This is a genomic window from Micromonospora sp. WMMA2032, assembly GCF_002688545.1.
In the GTDB taxonomy this organism is placed as follows: domain Bacteria; phylum Actinomycetota; class Actinomycetes; order Mycobacteriales; family Micromonosporaceae; genus Micromonospora; species Micromonospora sediminicola.
Window position 1 is genome coordinate 2593962 of the sequence record NZ_CP024052.1, and the last position, 22337, is coordinate 2616298.

Sequence of the window (22337 nt, forward strand, 5' to 3'; positions counted from 1 at the left end):
GCAAGCCCCGAGCCAGGCAAGCCCCGAGCCGGCAAGCAGGGCGGCGGGCGTCCGGGGAAGCGGGGCGTCGAAGCTCAGGGAAGCAGGGCTGCGGGGGCCAGCGTGCCGGTGGCGACCAGGACGGCCGGGCCGGCCAGCCAGCACGAGTCGGCGGTGACCGTGACGGTGAGCCGGCCACCCGGCACGTCCACCGCCACCGTGCCGGTCTCCCGGTCGCCGTCGCGCAGCGCCACCGCCGCCACCGCGCAGGCGCCGGTGCCGCAGGAGAGCGTCTCGGCCGAACCCCGCTCGTAGACCCGCATCAGCACGTGCCCGTCGGCGCCGTCGACCGGCTCACCGGGCGTGGTGAACTCGACGTTCACCCCGGACGGGAAGACCGCGGCGTCGACCTCGGGCGCGCGGGTCAGGTCGAGGCCGGTCAGGTCCAGCGCGGCGGGCAGCGCGCACACCAGGTGCGGGTTGCCGACGTCCACGGCCGCGCCGGGCAGCGTCAACCCGCCCAGGGTGGCGGTGGCGGTGTCGTACAGGCGGGGGCGGCGCATCTCGACCGCCACGTCGGCGCCCTCGACCCGGGCCCGCACCAGACCGGCGCGGGTCGCGATCGGCAGCGTCCCGCCCGACGGGGCGACGGCAAGCGAACGCTCCAGCAGATAGCGCACGAACACCCGGGCGCCGTTGCCGCACATCTCGGCGAACGAGCCGTCGGAGTTCCAGTAGTCCATGAACCACTCGGCCTCGCCGGCCAGCGCGACACCCTCCGGGTGCTTGGCCGCGCGTACCACGCGCAGCACGCCGTCGCCGCCGAGCCCGCGCCGCCGGTCGCAGAGCGCGGCGACCAGACCGGGTGTCAGGTCGAGCGCGCCGTCCGGGTCGGGCAGGATGACGAAGTCGTTGCCGGTGCCGTGGCCCTTGGTGAACTCCACGGTCCCATCATCGCCGATGCTCGGCGACCACCCGAAGGGCAGTGTCGAGAAACGCGGGCGAGGCCGAGTCCAGCCAGTGGACGCGCGGGTCACGCCGGAACCACGAGCGTTGCCGGCGGACGAAGCGGCGGGTGGCCCGGATCGTCTCCTCGTACGCCTGCGTCTCGGTCAGCTCGCCGCCCAGGAAGCGCAGCACCTGCTGGTAGCCGAGCGCCCGGCTGGCCGTACGCCCCTCGGGCAGCCCCGCGTCGACGAGCGTGCGCACCTCGTCGACCAGGCCGTCGGCCCACATCCGGTCCACCCGCAGCGCGATCCGCTCGTCCAGGAGCGCGGTGTCCAGGTCCACCCCGAGCTGCACCGACGGGTAGTACGGCGTGGGCGCCGGCAGCGACGCGGTGAACGGCGCGCCGGTCAGCTCGACCACCTCCAGCGCCCGGACGATCCGCCGGCCGTTGGTGGGCAGGATGCCGGCCGCCGCCCGCGGGTCGGCCTGGGCCAGCCGGGCGTGCAGGGGGGCGGGGCCGACCTCGGCCAACTCGGCCTCCAGCCGTTCCCGCAGCGCCGGATCGGTGCCGGGGAACTCGAACTGCTCCAGCACCGCCCGCACGTAGAGCCCGGAGCCGCCCACCAGCAGCGGCACCCGCCCCCGGGCCAGGATGTCGTCGACCGCCGCGCGGGCCAGCTTCTGGTACTCCGCGACGCTGGCCGGTTCGGTCACCGGCCAGATGTCGAGCAGGTGGTGCGGCACGCTCTCCCGCTCGGCCGGGGTCAGCTTGGCGGTGCCGACGTCCATCCCCCGGTAGAGCTGCATCGAGTCGGCGTTGACCACCTCACCGCCCAGCGCGTGCGCCAGCGCGATGCTCAACGCCGACTTGCCGGCCGCGGTTGGCCCCACCACCGCCACGACGGTGTCGCCCGCGCTCACACCCGCTCCCAGTTCGCCACGAAGTAGGCAACGCCGTACGGGGCCTCCTGGTAGCTGACCTCGCCGCGCCAGTCGCCGCCCGCCGCCCGGACCGCGCCGGCCAGCACCTGCCACGCCGACCGCCCGGCGACCCGCAGCTCGGCAGAGAGCACCGGGTCCAGGCCGCGCAGCGCCTCGACGTCCGTGCCGGCCAGGGCCGCGGCGACCCCCTCGTCGTACGCCTGCGCGCGCGGGTCGTCGTACCCCGGAGCCTTGACGCCGCGGCAGGCGGAGCCGTCGCCGAGCACGAGCAGTGCGCACCGGGGGTCGTCGTCGGCGAGCAGCGTCGCGCCCAGCGCCACCGCGTCGGCCGGGGCGGCGTCGACGGCGACCGACCGGGCGAGCCGGGGCAGGTCGGTGCCGGAGCGGTTCAACAGCCAGGCGCCGATGGTCAGGCTCAGCGGCAACACCTCCGCCCCTGAGCAGGCCGTCTTCCACAGCCGCACGGGTCGGGCGAGCCCGTAGCCACGGAGAGAACCCGAGTCGGCGGCGTTGAAGGTCCGGCTCGCTGGCCCACCGCCGACCAGCAGGAGCGCTTCGGGCTCGGCGGCGAGCAGCCGGGCGATCGCCACGTCGGCGGCGGCGCGCAGGTCGTCCAGCTCGGGCGCGGCGGCGCCGGCCAGCTCGGGCACGATCAGCGGCGGATGGGGGCAGACGGCGGCGGCGACCAGGGACACGGCTCCAACCTATCGGGATCACCCGGTGCGTCCCCGCGCCGATCCGGTCATCGAGGGCGTACGACACCGTATGGTCACGGTCGACGACAGGCGCTCGACACGGACGGGGGCGGACCTGTGACAATGCCGGGAGAAAGTTTGCTGCGCCGTGGCGGCGACCGGGGGCCGGTCCCTCGACGCCGGGAGAACGAGGATGGGCACATGAGCGACTGGACTGCCTTCGGACGGGTGGACGAGGACGGCACCGTCTACGTCAAGACCGCCGAGGGCGAGCGGGTGGTCGGATCCTGGCAGGCGGGAGCCCCGGAGGAAGGGCTCGCCCACTTCGCCCGCCGCTTCGCCGACCTGGTGACCGAGGTGGACCTGACCGAGGCCCGGCTCAACTCGGGCGCGGCGGACGCCGGCCACTCGCTGACCACGATCCGGCGGATCCGTGGGTCGCTGGCCGAGGCGCACGTGGTCGGGGACATCGACGCCCTGGCCGCCCGCCTGGACAAGCTGGCCGCGGTCGCCGAGGAGAAGGCCGGCGAGGCCAAGGCCGCTCGCGAGGCGGCCCGGGGCGAGGCCCTGGCGCGCAAGACCGCCCTGGTCGAGGAGGCCGAGAAGCTGGCCGCCGAGTCGACCGGCTGGAAGACCGCCGGCGACCGGCTCAAGGAGATCCTCGACGAGTGGAAGACCATCCGCGGCGTCGACAAGAAGGCCGACGGTGAGCTGTGGAAGCGGTTCGCCGCGGCGCGGGACGGCTTCACCCGCCGCCGGGGCGCCCACTTCGCCTCCCTCGACCAGCAGCGCAAGCAGGCGCAGACGGTCAAGGAGGAGTTGGTCGCCGAGGCCGAGAAGCTCAAGGAGTCGACCGACTGGGGCGCCACCGCCGGCCAGCTCAAGGACCTGATGGCCCAGTGGAAGGCCGCGCCGCGCGCCGCCAAGGAGGCCGAGCAGAAGCTCTGGGAACGGTTCCGGGCCGCGCAGGACGAGTTCTTCACCCGGCGCAGCGAGGTCTTCTCCGCGCGGGACAACGAGCAGCGCGCCAACCTGGAGCGCAAGCAGGCGCTGCTGGCCGAGGCCGAGGCGCTCGACGTCGACGGTGACCCGAAGGGCGCCCAGGCGAAGCTGCGGGAGATCCAGGCGCAGTGGCACGAGGCCGGCCGGGTGCCCCGCGAGGCCGCCGCCGGGCTGGAGCGCCGGCTGCGGGCGGTGGACGACAAGGTCCGCGAGGTCATGGACTCGGCGTGGCGGCGTACCTCCAAGGAGGACAACCCGCTGCTCGCCCAGATGCGCGCGCAGGTCGCCGAGGCCGAGGACCGGCTGGCCCGGGCCCAGGCCGCCGGCGACGCCCGCCGGGTCAAGGAGGCCGAGCAGGCGCTCGCCTCGAAGCGGCAGTTCCTCCAGTTGGCCGAGCAGGCCGGCTGACGGACGCACCCCGGCCGGGCAGGCCGGCGGACAGACACCTCGGGTGAGCCCCCGGCCGGTCCGGCCGGGGGCTCACCTGCGTCCCGGACGGGTTGACGCATCGAGGCGGGCTGATCAGAATGAGCGGCGGAGCCAGGTTCAGGCACCGGCACGAGGGCACCGACGGCTGATCTCGCCGTCGACGATCGCCGGTGTGACATCTCGCGGGTGGCCGTCCACACGACACGGCCCGGCGCGCGCTGCGCGCGTACTCGATGACGAGCGGGACGTGCCTCCTGGTCCTGCCGCCCGCGGCGCCTGCGCGGCGCGGGCATCCGAAGTGGAGCTTCCATGCACCGACGCACCGCCCTCGGCGGCGCCCTGACGGCGCTCGCCACCGCCGCGGCCGGCGTCCTCGTCGCCGCCGCCGTCGCCACCACCCCGGCCGCCGCCGCGGCCGGCGGCACCGGCACCGGTTACCTGCACACCAGCGGCAACAAGATCGTCGACAGCACCGGCGCGACCGTCCGGCTGACCGGCATCAACTGGTTCGGGATGGAGACCGACAACAAGACGTTCCACGGCCTGTGGTCGAGCAACCCGTGGCGGTCCCAGCTCGACACCATGGCCCGGCTGGGCTACAACACGCTGCGCATTCCGTACTCGAACGACGCGCTCAAGCCCGGTGCGACGGCGACCGGCATCAACGACTTCGTCAACCCCGACCTGGTCGGACTCTCCCCGTTGCAGATCCTGGACAAGGTCATCGACTACGCGGGCAGCAAGGGGATGCGGGTCATCCTGGACCGGCACCGGCCGACGTCGGCCGGGCAGTCGCCGCTCTGGTACACCTCGACCGTTTCCGAGGCGACCTGGATCAACGACTGGAAGACGCTGGCTCAGCGGTACGCGAACAACCCCACGGTGATCGGCGCGGACCTGCACAACGAGCCGCATGCCGAGGGGACCAACCCGGCCGCCACCGGCGCCTGCTGGGGCTGCGGCGACACCACCCGGGACTGGCGGCTCGCCGCCGAGCGGGCCGGCAACGCGATCCTCGGGGTGCAGCCGAACTGGCTGATCTTCGTGGAGGGGGTGAGCTGCCCCAGCGGCGGCCTGTCGAACGTCTGGGACAACGACCCCAGCAACGACGAGGACTGCGGCTGGTGGGGCGGCAACCTGTCCAAGGCCGGGCAGTTCCCGGTCCGGCTGAACGTGGCCAACCGGCTGGTCTACTCGCCGCACGAGTACGCCACCTCGGTCTACCGCCAGGCGTGGTTCGACGACCCGTCGTACCCGGCGAACATGCCGGCCATCTGGGACAAGTACTGGGGCTACCTCTACAAGCAGAACATCGCGCCGATCATGATGGGCGAGTTCGGCACCACGCTCCAGGATCCGAAGGACAAGATCTGGCTGCAGAACCTGATGGCCTACACCGGCACCGGGGTCAACGGGATGTCGTTCACCTACTGGTCGTGGAACCCGAACTCGGGTGACACCGGCGGCATCGCCAACGACGACTGGACCACCATCAACCAGCCGAAGCAGGACATCCTCCAGCCCTACCTGATCCCGCCGACCGGTGGGGGCGGCAACCCGACCCCGACGCCGACCGGCACCGGCTCCCCCACGCCGACGCCCACCGGCACGCCGACCCCGACGCCGACCACGCCGGCGCCCAGCGGCGGCTGCACGGCCAGCTACAAGCAGGTCAACGCCTGGGCGGGCGGCTTCCAGGGCGAGCTGACCGTGAAGAACACCGGCACCGCCGCGGTGAACCCGTGGTCGGCCATCTGGACCTGGCCGTCCGGGGTGACCCTCGCCAGCGGCTGGAACGCGACCGTCACGCAGTCCGGCACCACGGTCACGGCGGCCGCGCCCGCGTGGGCGTCGTCGCTGGCGCCGGGGGCCTCGGTGACCGTCGGCTTCACCGCCAACGGCACCGCCGCCACCCCCGCCACCGTGAAGCTCAACGGCACCGCCTGCTGAGGGTGTAAGGAAGGGCCCCTTCTTAACGCCTCCGGTAGAGGAAGGGCCCCCTCTTAACACCAAGTGTTAAGAGGGGGCCCTTCCTTACACAGGGGGTCAGGTTGCGGCGCAGCCGCCGGTGGGGGCGGGCGCCGCGGCCGGGGCGCCGATCGTCGGCAGCCCGAGCAGCACCCCCGGCGTACGCGGGGCACGTCCCGCCTCGGCCGCGTCGCCGGCCCGGGTACGCCGGTGCGCCAGCGGCGCCCCGTCGGCGTTGAGGTGGTGCGGGGCCGCGTACGTGACGGTGGTGTGCACGATGTCGCCCGGGCGGATCTGCCCGGCCAGCTCACCGGTGGCGAAGTGCACCAGCCGGCCGTCGCGGGCCCGGCCGGACATCCGGCCGGTGCGCTCGTCCTTGCGCCCCTCGCCGACGGCGACCAGCACCTCGACGGTCTCCCCGACCAGCTTCCTGTTCTCCGCCCAGGTGATCTCCTCGACGCAGGCGATCAACCGCTCGTACCGCTCCTGCACGACCTGCTTGGGCAGCTGGTCGTCCATGGTCGCGGCCGGGGTGCCGGGGCGCTTGGAGTACTGGAACGTGAAAGCCGAGGAGAACCGCGCCTCGCGGACCACGTCGAGCGTGCGCGCGAAGTCGGCCTCGGTCTCGCCGGGGAAGCCGACGATGATGTCGGTGGTGATCGCCGCGTCCGGCATCGCCGCCCGGACCTTCTCGATGATCCCCAGGTAGCGCTCCGACCGGTACGAGCGGCGCATGGCCCGCAGCACGTCGTCGGAGCCGGACTGCAACGGCATGTGCAGCGAGTGGCAGACGTTCGGAGTCTCGGCCATCGCGGCGATCACGTCGTCGGTGAAGTCCTTCGGGTGCGGGCTGGTGAACCTGACCCGCTCCAGCCCGTCGATGTCGCCGCAGGCGCGCAGCAGCTTGCCGAAGGCGTACCGGTCGCCGAACTCGACGCCGTAGGAGTTGACGTTCTGCCCGAGCAGGGTCACCTCCAGCACACCCTCGTCGACCAGCGCGCGCACCTCGGAGAGCACGTCGCCGGGGCGGCGGTCCTTCTCCTTGCCGCGCAGGGAGGGCACGATGCAGAACGTGCAGGTGTTGTTGCAGCCGACGGAGATGGAGACCCACCCGGCGTACGTCGACTCGCGCCGGGTCGGCAGCGTGGAGGGGAAGACCTCCAGCGACTCCAGGATCTCCACCTCGGCGGCGGTGTTGTGCCGGGCCCGGTCCAGCAGCACCGGCAGCGAGCCGATGTTGTGCGTGCCGAAGACCACGTCCACCCAGGGCGCCCTGCGGACGATCTCGCCGCGGTCCTTCTGGGCCAGGCAGCCGCCGACGGCGATCTGCATCCCGGGGTGCTTCGCCTTCACGGGGCGCAGATGACCCAGGTTGCCGTAGAGCCGGTTGTCGGCGTTCTCCCGGACCGCGCAGGTGTTGAACACCACCACGTCGGGCTGCTCGTCGGCCTCGGCGGCACGCACGTAGCCGGCGTCCTCGAGGAGGCCGGAGATGCGCTCGGAGTCGTGCACGTTCATCTGGCAGCCGTACGTGCGCACCTGGTAGGTGCGCGGGCTGCCCGCGGCTGCGGTAGTCATGACCCGGACAGACTATCCGGGTGGAGCAGGTCGGATCGAACGAGGAGGAGCCGTGTGCCGGAGCATCAAGACCCTGCGTGAGCCGTACGTCCCGGTGGTGACCGAGGACGACGTGCGGGCGGCCGCGTTGCAGTACGTCCGGAAGATCTCCGGTTTCCGCACCCCGGCGGCCCACAACGCGGCCGCGTTCAACGCCGCGGTGGACGCCGTGGCCGCCGCGACCGCGACCCTGCTCGACCAGCTCGTGGTCCGCGGCCAGCAGCCGGCGGCCCGGGGCTGAGCCCGGAAGGGGGTGTCGCTCGCCGCCGGTCCACGCGGCGGCGAGCGGCCGGGTTCAGGCGGCGGCGAGCGCCGGGGCGATCGAGTCGGGGGCCCAGCGGGACCGGTGGCACTGCGACCAGCCCCGGCAGCGTGCGTCGGCGACCGTGCAGAGCCGGTGGTGGCTGAGCACCTCCCCGTCGTCGGTGTCGGCCACGTCGAAGTGCACCGGGCGGATCGTGCCGTCCGGGGCGACCAGCAGGTGCCGGCCGGCGTCGAGCGTGTCGTCGCGCATCAGGCAGTTGCGGCCCAGCACCCGGGCCAGCGCCGCGAGGGCGGGCAGCTCGGGCAGGCGCTCGGGCACGCCGTAACAGTCGACCACGGTGCCGTACACCCCGGGCGCCTCCCACACGTCGCAGACCACCGCGTACGCGGGGAGCCGGACCGGGTCGGCGACGGCCAGGGGCATCACCACCCGGCCGAGTGCCTCGGCCAACGCCGGGTAGACCTCCACCGGCGTACCGCCGTCGATTCTCCAGTTCCACAGCTCGGTCATGCCGCCTCCTCGCTGCGCTCGTTCCACCGGCCTCCGGATCGGGCCTCTGTATCGATGGTGGGGTGCATTTGACCTCAGCCGGGGGCAAGTTACCGGTCTGTGACCATTCCGGGCAAAATTTCCCCGGGCGACGTTGCCCTGAGTAGCGGGAAGATGACAGTTTATCGGGTATCGTGCCGCGTTCGCGTCCTGCCGCGCCGAGGCGGCGACGCTCAGCGGAGCCGGATCAGGTGGTCCGAGGCCGGCAGCAGCTCGCCGATCACGGTGCCGCCCGGCACCTCCCCCGCGACCAGCAGGCCGCCGGAGGTCTGCGCGTCGGCCAGCAGCAGCCGCTCGGACTCGTCGGCGGCGCCGAAATCGGTCCACGGGGTGACCCAGTCCAGGTTGCGCCGGGTGCCGCCGCTGACGTACCCGTCCCGCAGCGCCTCCCGCGCGCCCGCCAGGTACGGCACGGCCGCCATGTCGATCGCCACCGTGAGCCGACTGGCGCGGGCCAGCTTCGAGGCGTGCCCGAGCAGGCCGAAGCCGGTCACGTCGGTGCCGCAGCGGATGCCGGCGTCCACCGCCGCCCGGGCCGCGTCCCGGTTCAGCCGGGCCATCGACGCCACCGCCTCGGCGAACCGTTCGCCGGTCTGCTTGTGCCGGGTGTTGAGCACGCCGACGCCGAGCGGCTTGGTCAACGACAGCGGCAGGCCGGCCCGGCCCGCGTCCAGCGTGATCAGCTCCTCCGGCCGGACCACACCGGTGACCGCCAGGCCGTACTTCGGGCCGTCGTCGTCCACGCTGTGCCCGCCGGCCAGGTGGCAGTTCGCCTCCCGGGCCACGTCCAGGCCGCCACGCAGCACCTCGCGCGCCAGCTCCGGCGGGAGCACGCCACGCGGCCAGCAGAGCAGGTTGAGCGCGACCAGCGGGGTGCCGCCCATCGCGTACACGTCGGAGAGCGCGTTGGCCGCGGCGATCCGCCCCCAGTCGTACGCGTCGTCGACCACCGGGGTGAAGAAGTCGGCGGTGCTGACCAGGCCGGTCCGCTCGTCCAGCCGGACCACCGCGGCGTCGTCGCCGTTCTCCAGGCCGACCAGCAGGTCGGTGGAGCCGCCGGTGGCGCCGAGCCCGGCGACCATCGCCTCCAGCTCCCCCGGCGGGATCTTGCAGGCGCAGCCGCCGCCGCGGGCGTAGTCGGTCAGCCGGATCGCATCGGTCATCGCCTCATGATCTCCGTGACAGGGCGCCGCCGCCACTCGGACGCACCGGTCGGTGACGGAATTCGGACGCGCCGGCACGCCGGTGACCGGTGTTACCGCTCCGTGACCATCTGGGTTGCGTTCTGCCACATCAGGCCGCCTACAGTTGCCCAACCGGGGGGTCGACCGACCCCCCGTTCCGGCACTGACGACAGGGACGGTGGACGACGTGACGACGGGCGACCCGCTGATCGTGCTCGACGGGGTCAACAAGTGGTTCGGGCCGCTGCACGTGCTCGACGACGTGTCCCTCTCCGTCGGCCGGGGCGAGGTGGTCGTCGTGATCGGCCCGTCCGGCTCCGGCAAGTCGACGCTGTGCCGCGCCATCAACCGGCTGGAGCCGATCAACGAGGGCACCATCACGTTCGACGGGCAGCCGCTGCCGGCCGAGGGCAAGCCCCTGGCCAAGCTGCGCAGCGAGGTCGGCATGGTGTTCCAGTCGTTCAACCTCTTCGCGCACAAGACCATCCTGGAGAACGTCACGCTCGGGCCGGTCAAGGTGCGCAAGGAGAAGCCGGCCGCCGCCCGCGAGCGCGGGCTGGCCCTGCTCGACCGCGTCGGCATCGCCAACCAGGCGGACAAGTACCCGGCCCAGCTCTCCGGCGGCCAGCAGCAGCGGGCGGCCATCGCCCGCGCGCTGGCCATGCAGCCCAAGGCGATGCTCTTCGACGAGCCGACCAGCGCGCTGGACCCGGAGATGGTCGGCGAGGTGCTCGACGTGATGACGTCGTTGGCCCGCGACGGCATGACCATGGTCGTGGTCACTCATGAGATGGGCTTCGCCCGGCACGCGGCGAACCGGGTGGTCTTCATGGCCGACGGGCAGTTGGTCGAGGACGCCCCGCCGAACGAGTTCTTCGCGAACCCGCGCAGCGAGCGGGCCCGGGACTTCCTCTCCAAGATCCTCACGCACTGAGCGTCCGTAGTGGAGTCGTCCCCGGGCGGCTCCGTCGAAGAAGGAGATGAGTATGCGTTACAAGCGCGTGGCGGCGGTGGCCGCGGCGGCGACTCTGGCGCTCGGCCTGGCTGCCTGCGGTGGCGACGGCGACGAGGGCACCGGCGCCGGCAGCAAGGACTTCGCGGCCGGCAGCACGATGGAGCGGCTGAACAAGGCCCAGAAGATCAAGGTCGGCACCAAGTTCGACCAGCCGGGCTTCGGCCAGAAGGGGCTGTCGGGCAAGCCCGAGGGCTTCGACGTCGAGGTGGCGAAGCTGATCGTCAAGGAACTCGGCATCCCCGAGGACAAGATCGAGTACGTCGAGACCCCGTCGAAGGTCCGCGAGGACGTCATCGTGAACGGCACCGTCGACCTGGTCGCGGCCACCTACACGATCAACGACAAGCGCAAGGAGCGCATCGCCTTCGCCGGGCCGTACTACGAGGCCGGCCAGAACATCATGGTCCGCAAGGACGAGGCCGCGATCACCGGTCCGGACTCGTTCAAGGACGGCACCAAGAAGGTCTGCTCGGTCACCGGCTCCACCCCGGCCGAGGAGATCAAGAAGTACGTCAAGGACGTCGCCACCCAGCTGGTGCTCTTCGACACCTACGACAAGTGCCGCGACGCCCTCAAGGGCAAGCAGGTCGACGCCGTGACCACTGACAACGTCATCCTGCTGGGCTACATCGCCAAGGACGAGGCGTCCTTCAAGATGGCCGGCGACAACTTCACCAAGGAGCCGTACGGCATCGGTGTCAAGAAGGAGGACACCGACTTCCGTGACTTCATCAACGACACCTTGGAGAAGGCCTTCCAGGACGGCAGCTGGAAGAAGGCGTGGGACGACACCGCCGGCAAGTTCGGCGCCACGCTGGGCGACGCGCCGACCGTCAACCGTTACTGATCCGTCCGATCCGGAGGGTGGGGAGGAAACCGACCCGTGAATGTGCTCATCGACAAGTTCGACGTCTTCGCGGGCGGGTTCTGGCTCACCCTCCAGATCTGCGTGCTCGCCGCGATCGGCGCCCTGATCCTGGGCGCCGTCGTGGCGGTGCTGCGCATCTCGCCGGTGCCACCGCTGCGCGCCGTCGGCACCACCTACGTGAACATCTTCCGGAACATGCCGCTGACCGTGGTGCTGTTCTTCGCCGCGTTCGGTCTGCCGGCCCTCGGTTCGAACGCGGACTTCCTGCGGATTCCCGGGCTGGAGGCGATCTTCAGCCGGCTCGGTACGGACCTGCCCTACTTCCGGTTCGGGCTGATCGCGCTGGTGCTCTACACGGCCGCGTTCGTCTGCGAAGCGCTCCGCTCGGGCGTGAACGCGGTGCCCGCCGGCCAGGCCGAGGCCGCCCGCTCGCTGGGCCTGACCTTCGGTCAGAACCTGCGCTACGTGGTGCTGCCGCAGTCCTGGAAGGCGTCGGTGGTACCGCTCGGCTCGGTCATCATCGCGATGATCAAGAACTCGGCCCTGGTCGGCTTCTTCGGCGTCGTAGGTGACCTCTCGCAGACCGCCGACCAGCTCACCTCGGCCGGTGGTTACGCCTTCATCCCGGTGGCGATCGGCATCTCCGTCGGCTACCTGATCATGACGGTGCCGCTCGGCGCCCTGCTGGACCGGATCGAGAAGCGACAGGCGGTGGCCCGATGAGCCGGCAGACCAGCGTCCTCTACGACGTCCCCGGGCCGCGCCAGCGGCGGATCACGCTCATCAGCAGCCTGATCGCGGTCGTGGTGCTGCTGGCCGGGGCGTACCTGCTGATCTACCGGCCGCTGGCGGACAAGGGCCAGCTCTCGATGGAGCTGTGGGGCCCGCTCATCGACCCCTCGAACGAGAACTTCTCCCAGGTCTGGGAGCGGCTCTGGGTCGGCCTCAAGAACACTCTCGTCGCCGCCGCGCTGGCCATCGTCGCGTCGCTCGTCGTCGGCACCCTGATCGCCGTGCTGCGGATCCAGCTCAAGAGCCTGACCCGACGGCGCTTCACCGGCCTGGCCACCCCACTGGCCTACCTCCTGCGCGGGTTGAGCTGGACGCTGTCCGTGATCACCCGGATCTGTGTCGAGGTGTTCCGCGGCCTTCCGGTCGTGCTCACCATCTTCTTCGTGGCACGCGGCTTCCCCGAGTTCGGTGTCTCGTTCGACAACCTCTGGTACCTCGTCATCGGCCTCACCGTCTACAACGCGGTCGTCATCGCCGAGATCCTGCGCTCCGGCATGGAGGGGCTGCCCGGGGGCCAGGCGGAGGCGGCCGCCGCGATCGGACTCTCCCCGTTCCAGACCACCGGGCTGATCCTGCTGCCGCAGGCCTTCCGGATCATGCTGCCGGCGCTGATCAGCCAGCTCGTGGTGGTACTCAAGGACACCTCGCTCGGCTTCATCATCAGCTACGAGGAGACGCTCAACATCGGCAAGCAGATCATCGGCGTGCTGGGCAACCCGATCCAGGTCTACGTGGTGATCGCCGTGCTGTTCATCGCGATCAACTACTCGCTGTCGAAGCTGGCCCAGTACGCCGAGCGTCGCCTCTCCCGCGGGCGCCGGACCACCGGCACCACGCCGCCCACGCCACCGCCCGCCGCGCTCATGTCCCAGGCCGAGGGCGCCGGCGGCCACTGACCGCACGCGCGACGTGGCCGGTCCGGTCCGGCCACGTCGCAGCGCCGGCTCAACAACCAGTGCAGGGCAGGTAGCCCAGTTCTTCCTCCCAGGCGTTGGCGAAGGTTGCCCCCGATGTGTAGGACACCTTCACCCAGGCGAAGTTCCCGCGGGAATCGTTCGGTGCCGGCATCGTGGGGACGTCGAGCGTGATGGTGTGCCCGCCGTCGCCCACTCCGCTCACCGAGCCGGTCTTCCGGACCCAGAACTCCCCGTTGACATACATGTCGGCCTGATAGTCCGCCCGGGACACGTCACAGCGGCCGTTCACGGTGACGGTGCCGCTGCGGCCCTGGGTCGACGTCGACCAGGACGAGCCCAGCGTCTGGCAGAAGGGCGGATCGGCCGCCGACGCGCCGCTCGCGGCCGGTCCCGACCGAGACGCCCCCGCGCGTGTGGTCGTCCCCGAGTCGCCCCGAGTGCCGGCGCCGGCCAGCACCGTCGTCGCGGCCGACGTGGCACCGCCAACCCCGGCCGGAGCGCTCGACGCGGTGGCGGCCGAACCCCACGACAGCGGCCAGCAGACGTTCTTGCTGCCGCTGTCACCGGGGAGTTCGGGAACCTCGACCTTGCTGTCCGCCACGACGCAGGCGCTGTCGGCGCTGCCGAGCGGTGCGGCGGGAATGGTGAAGCTCACCGCATAGGTCTGGTCGTTGGTGAGCGCGGAATCGTGGAAGAGTTCGGCTCCGCCGGGACGCTTGTACGCGTAGACCGAGTAGGTTCGCGCGCCGGCCGAGCCGGTGCACGACATGGAGACGTCGACGTTCCACCACCCGCCCGAGCTGTCGCTGTCGTAGGTGTGGGCGACCACCGGGGTGGAACAGTTCCACGACGGCGCGGCGGCGGCCGAGGAGCCCGGCAGGGCGACTCCCGCCGCTGCGGTGACCGCCGCGAAGAGCATCGAAGCGCAGGTACGTATCCGCATCTTTCCTCCGGTTCTCCGAGGCGTCGCACGTCGCCTCGAGACGTCGGTTCCGTACTCGAGGCAACGTACGTCGATCGGTGATCCGGCGGGCACCCGCTCACGGTGAAGGTGCGCTCACGGGCAGAAAGCGTACGATACGGCCCACTTCATATAGCTGTCGGACGATATCCCCAGCCAGCGGCGACGGACGCCGGACCGTCGCGGTCCGCCGCCCGACCCGTCAAATGACGACTACCGCGTTTCGCGTCATCTGACGATCACCCCGCGGAACGTGGTCAGCGGGCGATCTCGGTGACCCGGGACTCGCGCACCACCGTCACCCGGATCTGACCCGGGTAGGTCAGCTCCTCCTCGATCTGCTTGGCCACGTCCCGGGCCAGCACCGCCGCGCCGATGTCGTCCACGTCGTCCGGCTTGACCATCACCCGGATCTCCCGGCCCGCCTGCATGGCGAAGACCTTCTCCACCCCGAGCTTGCCGGCCGCGATCTCCTCGATCCGCTCCAGCCGCTTGACGTACGCCTCCAGGCTCTCCCGCCGCGCCCCGGGCCGCCCGCCCGAGCAGGCGTCGGAGGCCTGGGTGAGGACCGCCTCGATGGTCTGCGGCGGCACCTCGTTGTGGTGCGCCTCGATGGCGTGCACCACGTCCTCGGTCTCGCCGTACTTGCGGGCCAGGTCCGCGCCGATGATGGCGTGGCTGCCCTCCACCTCGTGGGTGAGCGCCTTGCCGATGTCGTGCAGGAACGCGCAGCGCTTGATCGTCGGGACGTCCAGCCGCAGCTCGGCGGCCATGATGCCGGCGATGTGCGCGGTCTCGACCAGGTGCTTGAGCACGTTCTGCCCGTACGAGGTCCGGTAGCGCAACCGGCCCAGCAGGGTGACCAGCTCCGGGTGGATCTCGGTGATCCCGACCTCGACCAGCGCGTCCTCGGCGGCCCGGTGGCACAGCTCCTCCACCTCCTGCCGGGCCAGGTCGTAGACCTCCTCGATCCGGTGCGGGTGGATGCGCCCGTCCAGCACCAGCTTCTCCAGGGTGAGCCGGCCGACCTCCCGACGGACCGGGTCGAAGCAGGAGAGCAGCACCGCCTCGGGCGTGTCGTCGATGATCAGGTTGACGCCGGTGACCGACTCGAAGGCCCGGATGTTGCGCCCCTCCCGGCCGATGATGCGCCCCTTCATCTCGTCGCCGGGCAGGTGCAGGACACTGACCACGCTCTCCGCGGTCTGCTCGCTGGCGACCCGCTGGATGGCGTCCACGACGATGTGCCGCGCGCGCTGCTCGGCGGTGCCCCGGGCGTCCGACTCGATCTCCCGGACCAGCAGCGCCGCCTCCCGCTTCGCCTGCCCCTCGATCGACTCGACCAGCTCGGCGCGGGCCGACTCCGCGGTCAGCCCGGCCACCCGCTCCAGCTCGCGGCGACGCTGCTCCTCCACCTCGGTCAGCGCCCGCTCGCGCTCCGCCAGCGCCGCCTCCCGGGCGGCGAGCGCCGCGGTGGCCGCGGTGAGCTGCCGCTCCCGCTCGGCCAGCCGCTCCACCTCCTCGGTGTGCAGCCGCTCCCGCTCGTCCATCCGGGCGGCCCGCCGCTCGACCTCGGCCGCCTGCTCCCGGGTGGTGGCGGCGAGCACCGCCACCTCGCGCTCGCCGCTGCGCCGCGCCGTGGCGCGCAACTGCTCGGCGTCCGCCTCGGCCTGCTTGTGGGCCCGCTCCAGCACGGTGTCGGCCTCGGCCCGGGCGTCGTCGAGCACCCGCCGCGCCTCGGCCCGCGCCGCCTTCGCCTCGGCCTTCGCCGCCGCCGCCTCGGTACGCGCCGCGGCGGCGGCGGACTTCGCCACGTCGATGGTGCTGTTCGCCTCGTCGGCGGCGCTGCGCAGCGCCGCCAGGGACTGCTCCTGCCGGTCCTTCTCCGCGATGAACGCCGGGTCCTCCGGCGCCGGGGCCAGGCTGAGCCGCTGGAGCGTGCGCACGCCGAACAGCACGGCGCCGACCACCACCACGACGAGCAGCAGGACCACCACGAGCAGGACGACGTCGAAGGCGCTCATGCCGTCGCTCCGCACCGGTACGTCGCCCCGCCGCCGACCCGCCGCGCCTCGCCGACCGGCCGTGGTTCACCGGCGCGTGGTCGCTCACCGGCCTGTCGTGGCTCACCGGCCTGTCGTGCGCGGTCGCCCGGCGAGGAACGGCCGGGACCGTGTGGCAGACCGCCGGTGAACCTGTGCCGCCCCGCCATGGCCGCCTCCCCTGAACGTCGGCGCCGCAGGACGCGCGCGAAGGGGCACGCACCTGCGGCTCTGGACGCCCGACCGGAGCGGCTGGCTGTGGGTAGCTTTCCGTCGGCGGTGCCCCTCACGGGAACCGCCGGCGGCCGGTTGCAGTTGTCGGATGCTCCGGACCGGGTCCGGAGCGGCCGTCAAGGGGCCGGTGAAGCTGGCCAAAGTGATGCTGTTCTGTTACGCGATCTATGTTGTGCGCTTAGCCTGCGCTGGTCGGGCAAAGTGAGCCTGTATGGCGAGGCTAGGTCGCGAGGGGCCCTCCGGTCAAGAAGTCATGATCAAACCACCCGGACGGAGAGAAGTTACCCGGTCACACGGCGTCGATCAGATGCCGGACACGCGCGGACAAAACCCGCCCCTCGTCACCTCACCGTGACCTTCCCGTGCTGCTCAACCCGCATCCGGCCGACCGCCTCCCGGACCCACGCCCCACTTCGGTGATCAAGGAGTTGGCGTCTGCGTCGGCGGTCCCGGCCGACGCCAACTCCTTGATCAGAACCGACAGCTCTGGCCGGGACGGTGCAGGCCGGGCCCGGCGGGGGCAGCGCCGAGGTCAGCGGGTGAGCGACCGGGCGGTGGCGACCAGGGTCGCGTTGTCCGGGGCGGGGCTGCCGTCGGGCAGCAGGAGCGTGTCCTCCAGGCCGATCCGGGTGTGCAGACCTCGGCGCACGGCCTCGCCGAACACCGGCCAGGTCGCCGGACCTTCGCCGTGCAGCAGCACCGGCGGACCCCCGCCGGGCAGGGCGGCGAGGATCGCGGCCGCGTCGGCGAGCGCCCTGCCCACCCGTTCGGTCATGCACTCGACCAGGATCCGCCCGGTCGGCGTCGGCCAGCGGCGCCAAGCGTCGACCGCCTCCCGTGTCCAGATCCCGGCCTCGACCATCACGCCGCGCTCGTGCAGGGCGGCCGCGACCTCCGCCGCGCCGGGCTCGTGGGCGTTGACCGAGGCGAAGTCGGGCAGAACCGTCCAGGCCCGGACGGCGGCCACCCGCTCCACCGGGTCGGGAAGGATCCACGCGCCGGTGCTCACCCCGACCGGCAGGCCGGGACGGGCCACGCGGACGGCGCTGACCGCCGCGCCGATCACGGCCGGATCGAGCGACTCGGCACCGGCGTCGTCCCGAGGATGGATGTGCACCGCCGCCACCCCCGCGCTCGCGCAGCGGACGGCGTCGTCCGCCAGCTCGGTTGGGGTGAGCGGCACGGCCGGGTGCTCGTCCCGCCGCCGTCCGCCGTTCAGACACGCCTTCAGCACGACGCACGCTCCCTTCCCCCGAGGGCCGCAGTGCCCTCAGTCGAGTCGGCGGGCGTCGAGGTCGTGCTCGGCGTCGGCCAGCGCGTCGGCGTCGATGTGCTCGGCGAACTCGGCCGCCTCGGCGCTCTGCGCGGCGAGCGCGTCCTTCACCGCCCGGATCGCCACCCCGGCCGGGTAGCCCTTGCGGGCCAGCATCCCGACCAGACGCCGGAACACCGCGTCGGGCTCGCCCCGGGCGGTGCGCAGCTTCCGATCGACCAGGGCACGGGCGGTGTCCGCCTCGGTCTCCTCGTCGATCCCGTCGAGCGCCTCACCGGCCACCTCGCCGTCGACGCCTCGCTGTCGCAGCTCGTTGGCGAGCGCCCGACGGGCCAGCCCTCGCCCGGCGTGCCGACTGCTCACCCAGGCCCTGGCGAAGGCGGCGTCGTCCACGATGCCGACCTCGTCGTAGCGGTCGAGCACCTGCTCGGCGGTCTCCTCGGAGATGCCCTTGCGGGCCAGCGCGCCGGCCAGCTCGGCCCGGGTGCGGGGCCGCACCGCGAGCTGCCGCAGGCAGATCTCTCGGGCCAACTCCGCCTCGTCGCGCGGCGGAGCCGGAGCCTCCCCGGATTCGGGCTCCGCCGCGCGACCACGGCGCCCACGGCGCGGCCGGGGCGTACCGGTGTCGTCACCCGCACGGGGTGGGCTGGCATCCCAGCCCCGCCCCGTGCGGGCGCGTCGTCCTGCCACGGGTCAGCGGATCAGAAGTCGACCGGCGGCAGCTCCGGGCCGCCGGCGGCGTCGCCCGCACCACCGGTGCCGACGCCGAGCTTCTCCAGGATCTTCTTCTCGATCTCGGCCGCCACGTCCGGGTTCTCGCGGAGGAACTCGCGGGCCTTCTCCTTGCCCTGGCCCAGCTGGTCACCGTCGTAGGTGTACCAGGCGCCGGACTTGCGGATGATCGCCTGCTCCACGCCGACGTCGATCAGCGAGCCCTCGCGGGAGATGCCCTTGCCGTACATGATGTCGAACTCGGCCTGCTTGAACGGCGCCGCGACCTTGTTCTTCACGACCTTGACGCGGGTGCGGTTGCCGACCACGTCGGTGCCGTCCTTGAGGCTCTCGATGCGGCGCACGTCGAGCCGGACCGAGGCGTAGAACTTCAGCGCCCGACCACCGGTGGTGGTCTCCGGGCTGCCGAACATCACGCCGATCTTCTCGCGGAGCTGGTTGATGAAGATCGCGGTGGTGCCGGTGTTGTTGAGCACACCGGTAATCTTCCGCAGCGCCTGGCTCATCAGCCGGGCCTGGAGGCCGACGTGGCTGTCGCCCATCTCGCCCTCGATCTCGGCACGCGGCACCAGGGCGGCGACCGAGTCGATCACGATGATGTCGATCGCGCCGGAGCGGACCAGCATGTCGGCGATCTCCAGCGCCTGCTCGCCGGTGTCCGGCTGGGAGACCAGCAGGGCGTCGGTGTCGACGCCGAGGGCGCGTGCGTACTCCGGGTCGAGCGCGTGCTCGGCGTCGATGAACGCGGCGATGCCGCCGGCCCGCTGGGCGTTGGCCACCGCGTGCAGGGCGACCGTGGTCTTACCGCTGGACTCCGGACCGTAGATCTCGACGACCCGGCCGCGGGGCAGACCGCCCACGCCGAGCGCCACGTCGAGCGCGATGGAGCTGGTCGGGATGACCGCCGTCTGCACGACGGGCCGCTCCCCCAGCCGCATCACCGAACCCTTGCCGAACTGCTTGTCGATCTGAGCGAGAGCAAGGTCTAGCGCCTTCTCCCGGTCAGGCCCTGCCGCCATGGTTGCCACCCCTGCCTTCGCCGGCGTCTTTCCTGAGCTTCGCGTCACGCGGGACACGCTAGGCGCTGGGTCCGACAGAAAACCAGCCGACGGGCCGTGAGCTGTGGACGAGCACCCCGCTGTGGACAATAGCCGAACAGGTGTACGACTGGGCAAGCGACACGCGGAACCGGGGAAAAGGCTGCTCAGCGTAGTCGCGCGGGCACCCGGTCGGGATAGGCGGCCACCACGGCGCGCCACACCACGTGCGTTTCCTCACCGGCGGCGAGGGCCTGCTCGACGGTCCGGCCGCCGAGCTGGGACAGCACCTGGTCGCTGGCGAGGCTGGCCGCGTACCCCGGCCCGAACGCCTCCTCCAGCCGCGCCCAGAAGTCGGTCAGCCGCACCTGTTCAGTCCTCCTCGTCGAGTGTGTCGTCCCCGCCGGTGCCCCGCAGCGCCAGCGCCGCCAGCGGCACCACCGCGATGGCTGCCAGCACGGTGAGCGTCGGGTACCCCACCGCCTGCATGACGAACCCGCTGACCGCCGCCGCGCCCGCCCCGGCCAGCCCCATGAGCAGGTCGGACAGACCCTGCACACCGGGCCGGTCGGCGGTCGGCACCGACTCCGACAGCAGCGTCGAGCCCGCCACCATGGTGCCCGACCAGCCCAGCCCGAGCAGCGCCAGCCCCACCGCGAGCGGCGGCGTGTGGTGCCCGGCGGTGCCGGCGACCGCGCACGCCGCCAGCAGCAGCGCGACCCCGCCGAGGATCACCGGCCGCCGACCCAGCCGGTCGGTGAGCCAGCCCGTCACCGGCGAGAGCGCGTACATCCCGGCGATGTGCAGGCTGAGCACGATGCCGACCACCGACAGCACGTCCGCGTCGGAGTGCCACTCACCGAGGTGCACCGGGGTCATCGACATCACCGCGACCATCACCAGGTGCCCCACCGCGACCGCGGCGATGCCGAGGCGGGCGGCCGGCCGTCGGCGTACCGTGCGCCACGCGGCGACCATGCCACCGCGACGGGCGACCGGCGGGGCGACGCCGACCTCGGGCGCCGCCAGCCGGCGCGCGGTGAGCAGCGGGTCCGGCCGGAGCAGGACCAGGAGTACGGCGGCGGCCAGCGTGAACGCGACGGCACTGAAGGCGAACGGGCCGGCCAGCGTCGGCAGCCCCCAGCCCTGGGTGGTGTCGTCGGCGAGCGCGGCGAAGTTCGGCGCGGCCACCGAGCCGATGGTGGTGGCCCAGACGACCAGCGAGAGCTGGCGACCCCGGCGCTGCGGCTCGGCCAGGTCGACCGCCGTGTAGCGGGCCTGGAGGTTGGCCGCCGTGCCGCCGCCGAACAGCAGCATGCCGACGAAGAGCAGCGGCACCACCCGGGTCGCGGTCGCGACCACCACCAGCACACCACCGACCGCGCCGACCAGGTACGCGGCGACCAGGCCGGGCCGGCGTCCACGGGCGGTCATGAGCCGGGTGACCGGTACGGCGAGCAGCGCGGCCCCGACCACCCCGGCGCTCTGCGCCACCCCGGCCAGGGCGGTGCCGGCGACCCGGGCGGCGAGCAGCGCGCCGACCGAGATGCCGATGGCGACGCCGGTGCCGCCGATGATCTGGGTGAGGAAGAGCAGGCGGAGGGTACGTCGCTGAATGCCGGCGACGTCGGGCCGGGGTGGGGCCGGCGCGGTCAGGTCGGTGGACATGCGCGCTCCTGGTGAGGACGGATGCCCCATCCTCTCCCGCCGGTCCGTTCGACCGGCAACCCGGTTTCGCTACAGGCCGAGACCCCGGCCGATGATCTCCTTCATGATCTCGGTGGTGCCGCCGTAGATCGTCTGCACCCGGCTGTCCAGCCAGGCCTTCGCCACCGGGTACTCCAGCATGAAGCCGTAGCCGCCGTGCAGCTGCACGCACCGGTCGGCGACCTTCGTCTGCAACTCGGTGGTCCACCACTTGGCCTTGGCCGCGTCGGTCACCGAGAGCCGGCCCGCGTTGAACTCGGCGACGCAGTGGTTCACGAAGGTGCGCGCGATGGTGATCTCGGTGTCCAGCTCGGCCAGGAGGAACCGGTTGTGCTGGAACCGGCCGATCGGGCGACCGAACGCCTCCCGGGACCGGGCGTGTTCCAGCGTGAGCGCGAGCAGCTTCTCGCAGGCGGCCACCGCGGCGACGGCGATGCTCAGCCGCTCCCGGGGCAGGTTGGCCATCAGGTGGTAGAAGCCGTGGTTCTCGGTGCCGATCAGGTTCTCCGCCGGCACCCGGCACTCGTCGAAGAACAACTCGGCGGTGTCGTTGGCCTTCAGGCCGACCTTGGCCAGCCGCCGGCCCCGACCGAAGCCCGGCGTGCCGCTCTCCACCACGACCAGGCTGACCCCGTGCGCGCCCTGCTCCGGCGCGGTCTTCACCACCACGACCACCAGGTCGGCCAGCTCGCCGTTGGTGATGAACGTCTTCTGCCCGTTGAGGACCAGGCTGTCGCCGTCGCGCACGGCGGTGGTGCGGATGCCGGCCAGGTCGCTGCCCGCGCCCGGCTCACTCATCGCGATCGCGGTGACCAGGTCGCCGGAGCAGAAGCCGGGCAGCCAGCGCTTGCGCTGGTCGTCGGTGGTCAGCTCGGTCAGGTACGGCGCCACCACGTCGTTGTGCAGCCCGAAGCCCAGACCGGTGCAGCCGGCCGAGATGATCTCCTCGTCGAGCACCGCGTGGAAGCGGAAGTCGCGCTGACCGCCGCCACCGTGCTCGGGGTCGACGTCGAGCCCGAGCAGCCCGGCCGCGCCGGCGGCCCGCCACACCTCCCGGTCGACGATCCCGTCGGCCTCCCACCGCTCGTGGTGCGGCACGGCCTCCCGGGCGAGGAACCGCCGGCACAGGTCCCGGAACTCTTCGTGGACGGGCTCGTAGAGATGCTGCTCCATGGCGGCCA

General features: G+C 72.3%; 21 protein-coding genes. 7 read left to right on the forward strand and 14 right to left on the reverse strand.

All coding sequences use genetic code 11. The features are described from left to right. Positions 1 to 74: 74 nt before the first annotated feature. From dapF to CO540_RS30155, 3 genes are read right to left on the reverse strand one after another with little or no spacing between them, the layout of a single operon-like run. Positions 75 to 923 (reverse strand): diaminopimelate epimerase, encoded by an 849-nt coding sequence (gene dapF, locus CO540_RS11410; protein WP_099162009.1) that lies wholly within the window; start codon positions 921 to 923, stop codon positions 75 to 77. Between the two features lie 7 nt (positions 924 to 930). Continuing rightward, on the reverse strand, positions 931 to 1962 hold the full coding sequence (gene miaA, locus CO540_RS11415; RefSeq protein ID WP_099162010.1) for a tRNA (adenosine(37)-N6)-dimethylallyltransferase MiaA: 1032 nt from the start codon (positions 1960 to 1962) through the stop codon (positions 931 to 933). Continuing rightward, entirely contained in the window at positions 1845 to 2564 is a 720-nt protein-coding gene (locus tag CO540_RS30155; protein WP_157779107.1) for a class III extradiol dioxygenase subunit B-like domain-containing protein, read from the reverse strand. Before CO540_RS30155 ends, miaA begins: the two co-directional genes overlap by 118 nt. A 201-nt stretch (positions 2565 to 2765) precedes the next feature. Here CO540_RS30155 and CO540_RS11420 point away from each other — a divergent pair, with 201 nt between their 5' ends. Together CO540_RS11420 and CO540_RS11425 are read left to right on the forward strand one after the other, a co-directional pair. Next, positions 2766 to 3974: a DUF349 domain-containing protein gene (locus CO540_RS11420; protein WP_091579685.1), complete on the forward strand. Its 1209-nt coding sequence runs from the start codon at positions 2766 to 2768 to the stop codon at positions 3972 to 3974. A 330-nt stretch (positions 3975 to 4304) separates the two neighbouring features. After that, complete coding sequence (locus CO540_RS11425) at positions 4305 to 5945, forward strand: cellulase family glycosylhydrolase (RefSeq protein WP_099162011.1); 1641 nt, start codon at positions 4305 to 4307, stop codon at positions 5943 to 5945. A 96-nt stretch (positions 5946 to 6041) separates the two neighbouring features. Here the strand turns inward: CO540_RS11425 and miaB are convergent, their stop codons facing one another. Continuing rightward, entirely contained in the window at positions 6042 to 7541 is a 1500-nt protein-coding gene (miaB, locus tag CO540_RS11430) for a tRNA (N6-isopentenyl adenosine(37)-C2)-methylthiotransferase MiaB (protein ID WP_099162012.1), read from the reverse strand. 52 nt (positions 7542 to 7593) lie between these two features. Between miaB and CO540_RS11435 the strand changes: the two genes are divergently transcribed. Then, the gene (locus CO540_RS11435; RefSeq protein WP_099162013.1) at positions 7594 to 7821 is read left to right on the forward strand and encodes a DUF2277 family protein; all 228 of its coding nucleotides are present in this window, start codon (positions 7594 to 7596) and stop codon (positions 7819 to 7821) included. Between the two features lie 54 nt (positions 7822 to 7875). Here CO540_RS11435 and CO540_RS11440 read toward each other — a convergent pair whose 3' ends face one another. Further along, entirely contained in the window at positions 7876 to 8355 is a 480-nt protein-coding gene (locus CO540_RS11440; RefSeq protein ID WP_091579700.1) for a hypothetical protein, read from the reverse strand. A 212-nt stretch (positions 8356 to 8567) separates the two neighbouring features. Continuing rightward, entirely contained in the window at positions 8568 to 9557 is a 990-nt protein-coding gene (gene selD, locus CO540_RS11445; protein WP_099162014.1) for a selenide, water dikinase SelD, read from the reverse strand. 199 nt (positions 9558 to 9756) lie between these two features. On the opposite strand from selD, the gene CO540_RS11450 reads away from it, so the two are divergent. The 4 genes from CO540_RS11450 to CO540_RS11465 are packed head-to-tail and all read left to right on the forward strand — an operon-like array spanning position 9757 to position 13149. Beyond that, the gene (locus CO540_RS11450; RefSeq protein WP_099162015.1) at positions 9757 to 10512 is read left to right on the forward strand and encodes an amino acid ABC transporter ATP-binding protein; all 756 of its coding nucleotides are present in this window, start codon (positions 9757 to 9759) and stop codon (positions 10510 to 10512) included. 52 nt (positions 10513 to 10564) lie between these two features. Continuing rightward, positions 10565 to 11440: a glutamate ABC transporter substrate-binding protein gene (locus CO540_RS11455; RefSeq protein ID WP_099162016.1), complete on the forward strand. Its 876-nt coding sequence runs from the start codon at positions 10565 to 10567 to the stop codon at positions 11438 to 11440. Between the two features lie 36 nt (positions 11441 to 11476). Further along, entirely contained in the window at positions 11477 to 12184 is a 708-nt protein-coding gene (locus CO540_RS11460; RefSeq protein WP_099162017.1) for an amino acid ABC transporter permease, read from the forward strand. After that, positions 12181 to 13149: an amino acid ABC transporter permease gene (locus tag CO540_RS11465; protein WP_099162018.1), complete on the forward strand. Its 969-nt coding sequence runs from the start codon at positions 12181 to 12183 to the stop codon at positions 13147 to 13149. The genes CO540_RS11460 and CO540_RS11465 overlap by 4 nt, the downstream gene beginning before the upstream one ends. 49 nt (positions 13150 to 13198) lie before the next feature. On the opposite strand, the gene CO540_RS11470 is transcribed toward CO540_RS11465, so the two are convergent. The 8 genes from CO540_RS11470 to CO540_RS11505 all read right to left on the reverse strand — a co-directional run bounded on the left by CO540_RS11470 (position 13199) and on the right by CO540_RS11505 (position 22329). Beyond that, complete coding sequence (locus tag CO540_RS11470; protein WP_099162019.1) at positions 13199 to 14089, reverse strand: hypothetical protein; 891 nt, start codon at positions 14087 to 14089, stop codon at positions 13199 to 13201. Between the two features lie 299 nt (positions 14090 to 14388). Further along, positions 14389 to 16155: a ribonuclease Y gene (rny, locus tag CO540_RS11475; protein WP_099164716.1), complete on the reverse strand. Its 1767-nt coding sequence runs from the start codon at positions 16153 to 16155 to the stop codon at positions 14389 to 14391. A gap of 784 nt (positions 16156 to 16939) precedes the next feature. Next, complete coding sequence (locus CO540_RS11480) at positions 16940 to 17641, reverse strand: 3-keto-5-aminohexanoate cleavage protein (RefSeq protein WP_099162020.1); 702 nt, start codon at positions 17639 to 17641, stop codon at positions 16940 to 16942. A 36-nt stretch (positions 17642 to 17677) separates the two neighbouring features. Beyond that, the gene (locus tag CO540_RS11485) at positions 17678 to 18370 is read right to left on the reverse strand and encodes a regulatory protein RecX (protein ID WP_099162021.1); all 693 of its coding nucleotides are present in this window, start codon (positions 18368 to 18370) and stop codon (positions 17678 to 17680) included. Between the two features lie 11 nt (positions 18371 to 18381). After that, on the reverse strand, positions 18382 to 19431 hold the full coding sequence (gene recA, locus CO540_RS11490; RefSeq protein WP_099162022.1) for a recombinase RecA: 1050 nt from the start codon (positions 19429 to 19431) through the stop codon (positions 18382 to 18384). 185 nt (positions 19432 to 19616) lie between these two features. After that, positions 19617 to 19817 (reverse strand): DUF3046 domain-containing protein, encoded by a 201-nt coding sequence (locus CO540_RS11495; protein ID WP_091579728.1) that lies wholly within the window; start codon positions 19815 to 19817, stop codon positions 19617 to 19619. A 4-nt stretch (positions 19818 to 19821) separates the two neighbouring features. Continuing rightward, positions 19822 to 21117 (reverse strand): MFS transporter, encoded by a 1296-nt coding sequence (locus tag CO540_RS11500; RefSeq protein ID WP_099162023.1) that lies wholly within the window; start codon positions 21115 to 21117, stop codon positions 19822 to 19824. 69 nt (positions 21118 to 21186) lie between these two features. After that, complete coding sequence (locus CO540_RS11505; RefSeq protein ID WP_099162024.1) at positions 21187 to 22329, reverse strand: acyl-CoA dehydrogenase family protein; 1143 nt, start codon at positions 22327 to 22329, stop codon at positions 21187 to 21189. Positions 22330 to 22337 lie beyond the last annotated feature (8 nt).

Excerpts from the sequence above, each read along its gene's own strand:
- CO540_RS11420 (WP_091579685.1), top strand. The coding sequence starts at position 2,766 with ATGAGCGACTGGACTGCCTTCGGACGGGTGGACGAGGACGGCACCGTC.
- CO540_RS11425 (WP_099162011.1), top strand. The coding sequence starts at position 4,305 with ATGCACCGACGCACCGCCCTCGGCGGCGCCCTGACGGCGCTCGCCACC.
- miaB (WP_099162012.1), bottom strand. The coding sequence starts at position 7,541 with ATGACTACCGCAGCCGCGGGCAGCCCGCGCACCTACCAGGTGCGCACG.
- CO540_RS11440 (WP_091579700.1), bottom strand. The coding sequence starts at position 8,355 with ATGACCGAGCTGTGGAACTGGAGAATCGACGGCGGTACGCCGGTGGAG.
- selD (WP_099162014.1), bottom strand. The coding sequence starts at position 9,557 with ATGACCGATGCGATCCGGCTGACCGACTACGCCCGCGGCGGCGGCTGC.
- CO540_RS11455 (WP_099162016.1), top strand. The coding sequence starts at position 10,565 with ATGCGTTACAAGCGCGTGGCGGCGGTGGCCGCGGCGGCGACTCTGGCG.
- CO540_RS11465 (WP_099162018.1), top strand. The coding sequence starts at position 12,181 with ATGAGCCGGCAGACCAGCGTCCTCTACGACGTCCCCGGGCCGCGCCAG.
- CO540_RS11470 (WP_099162019.1), bottom strand. The coding sequence starts at position 14,089 with ATGCTCTTCGCGGCGGTCACCGCAGCGGCGGGAGTCGCCCTGCCGGGC.
- rny (WP_099164716.1), bottom strand. The coding sequence starts at position 16,155 with ATGAGCGCCTTCGACGTCGTCCTGCTCGTGGTGGTCCTGCTGCTCGTC.
- recA (WP_099162022.1), bottom strand. The coding sequence starts at position 19,431 with ATGGCGGCAGGGCCTGACCGGGAGAAGGCGCTAGACCTTGCTCTCGCT.
- CO540_RS11500 (WP_099162023.1), bottom strand. The coding sequence starts at position 21,117 with ATGTCCACCGACCTGACCGCGCCGGCCCCACCCCGGCCCGACGTCGCC.
- CO540_RS11505 (WP_099162024.1), bottom strand. The coding sequence starts at position 22,329 with ATGGAGCAGCATCTCTACGAGCCCGTCCACGAAGAGTTCCGGGACCTG.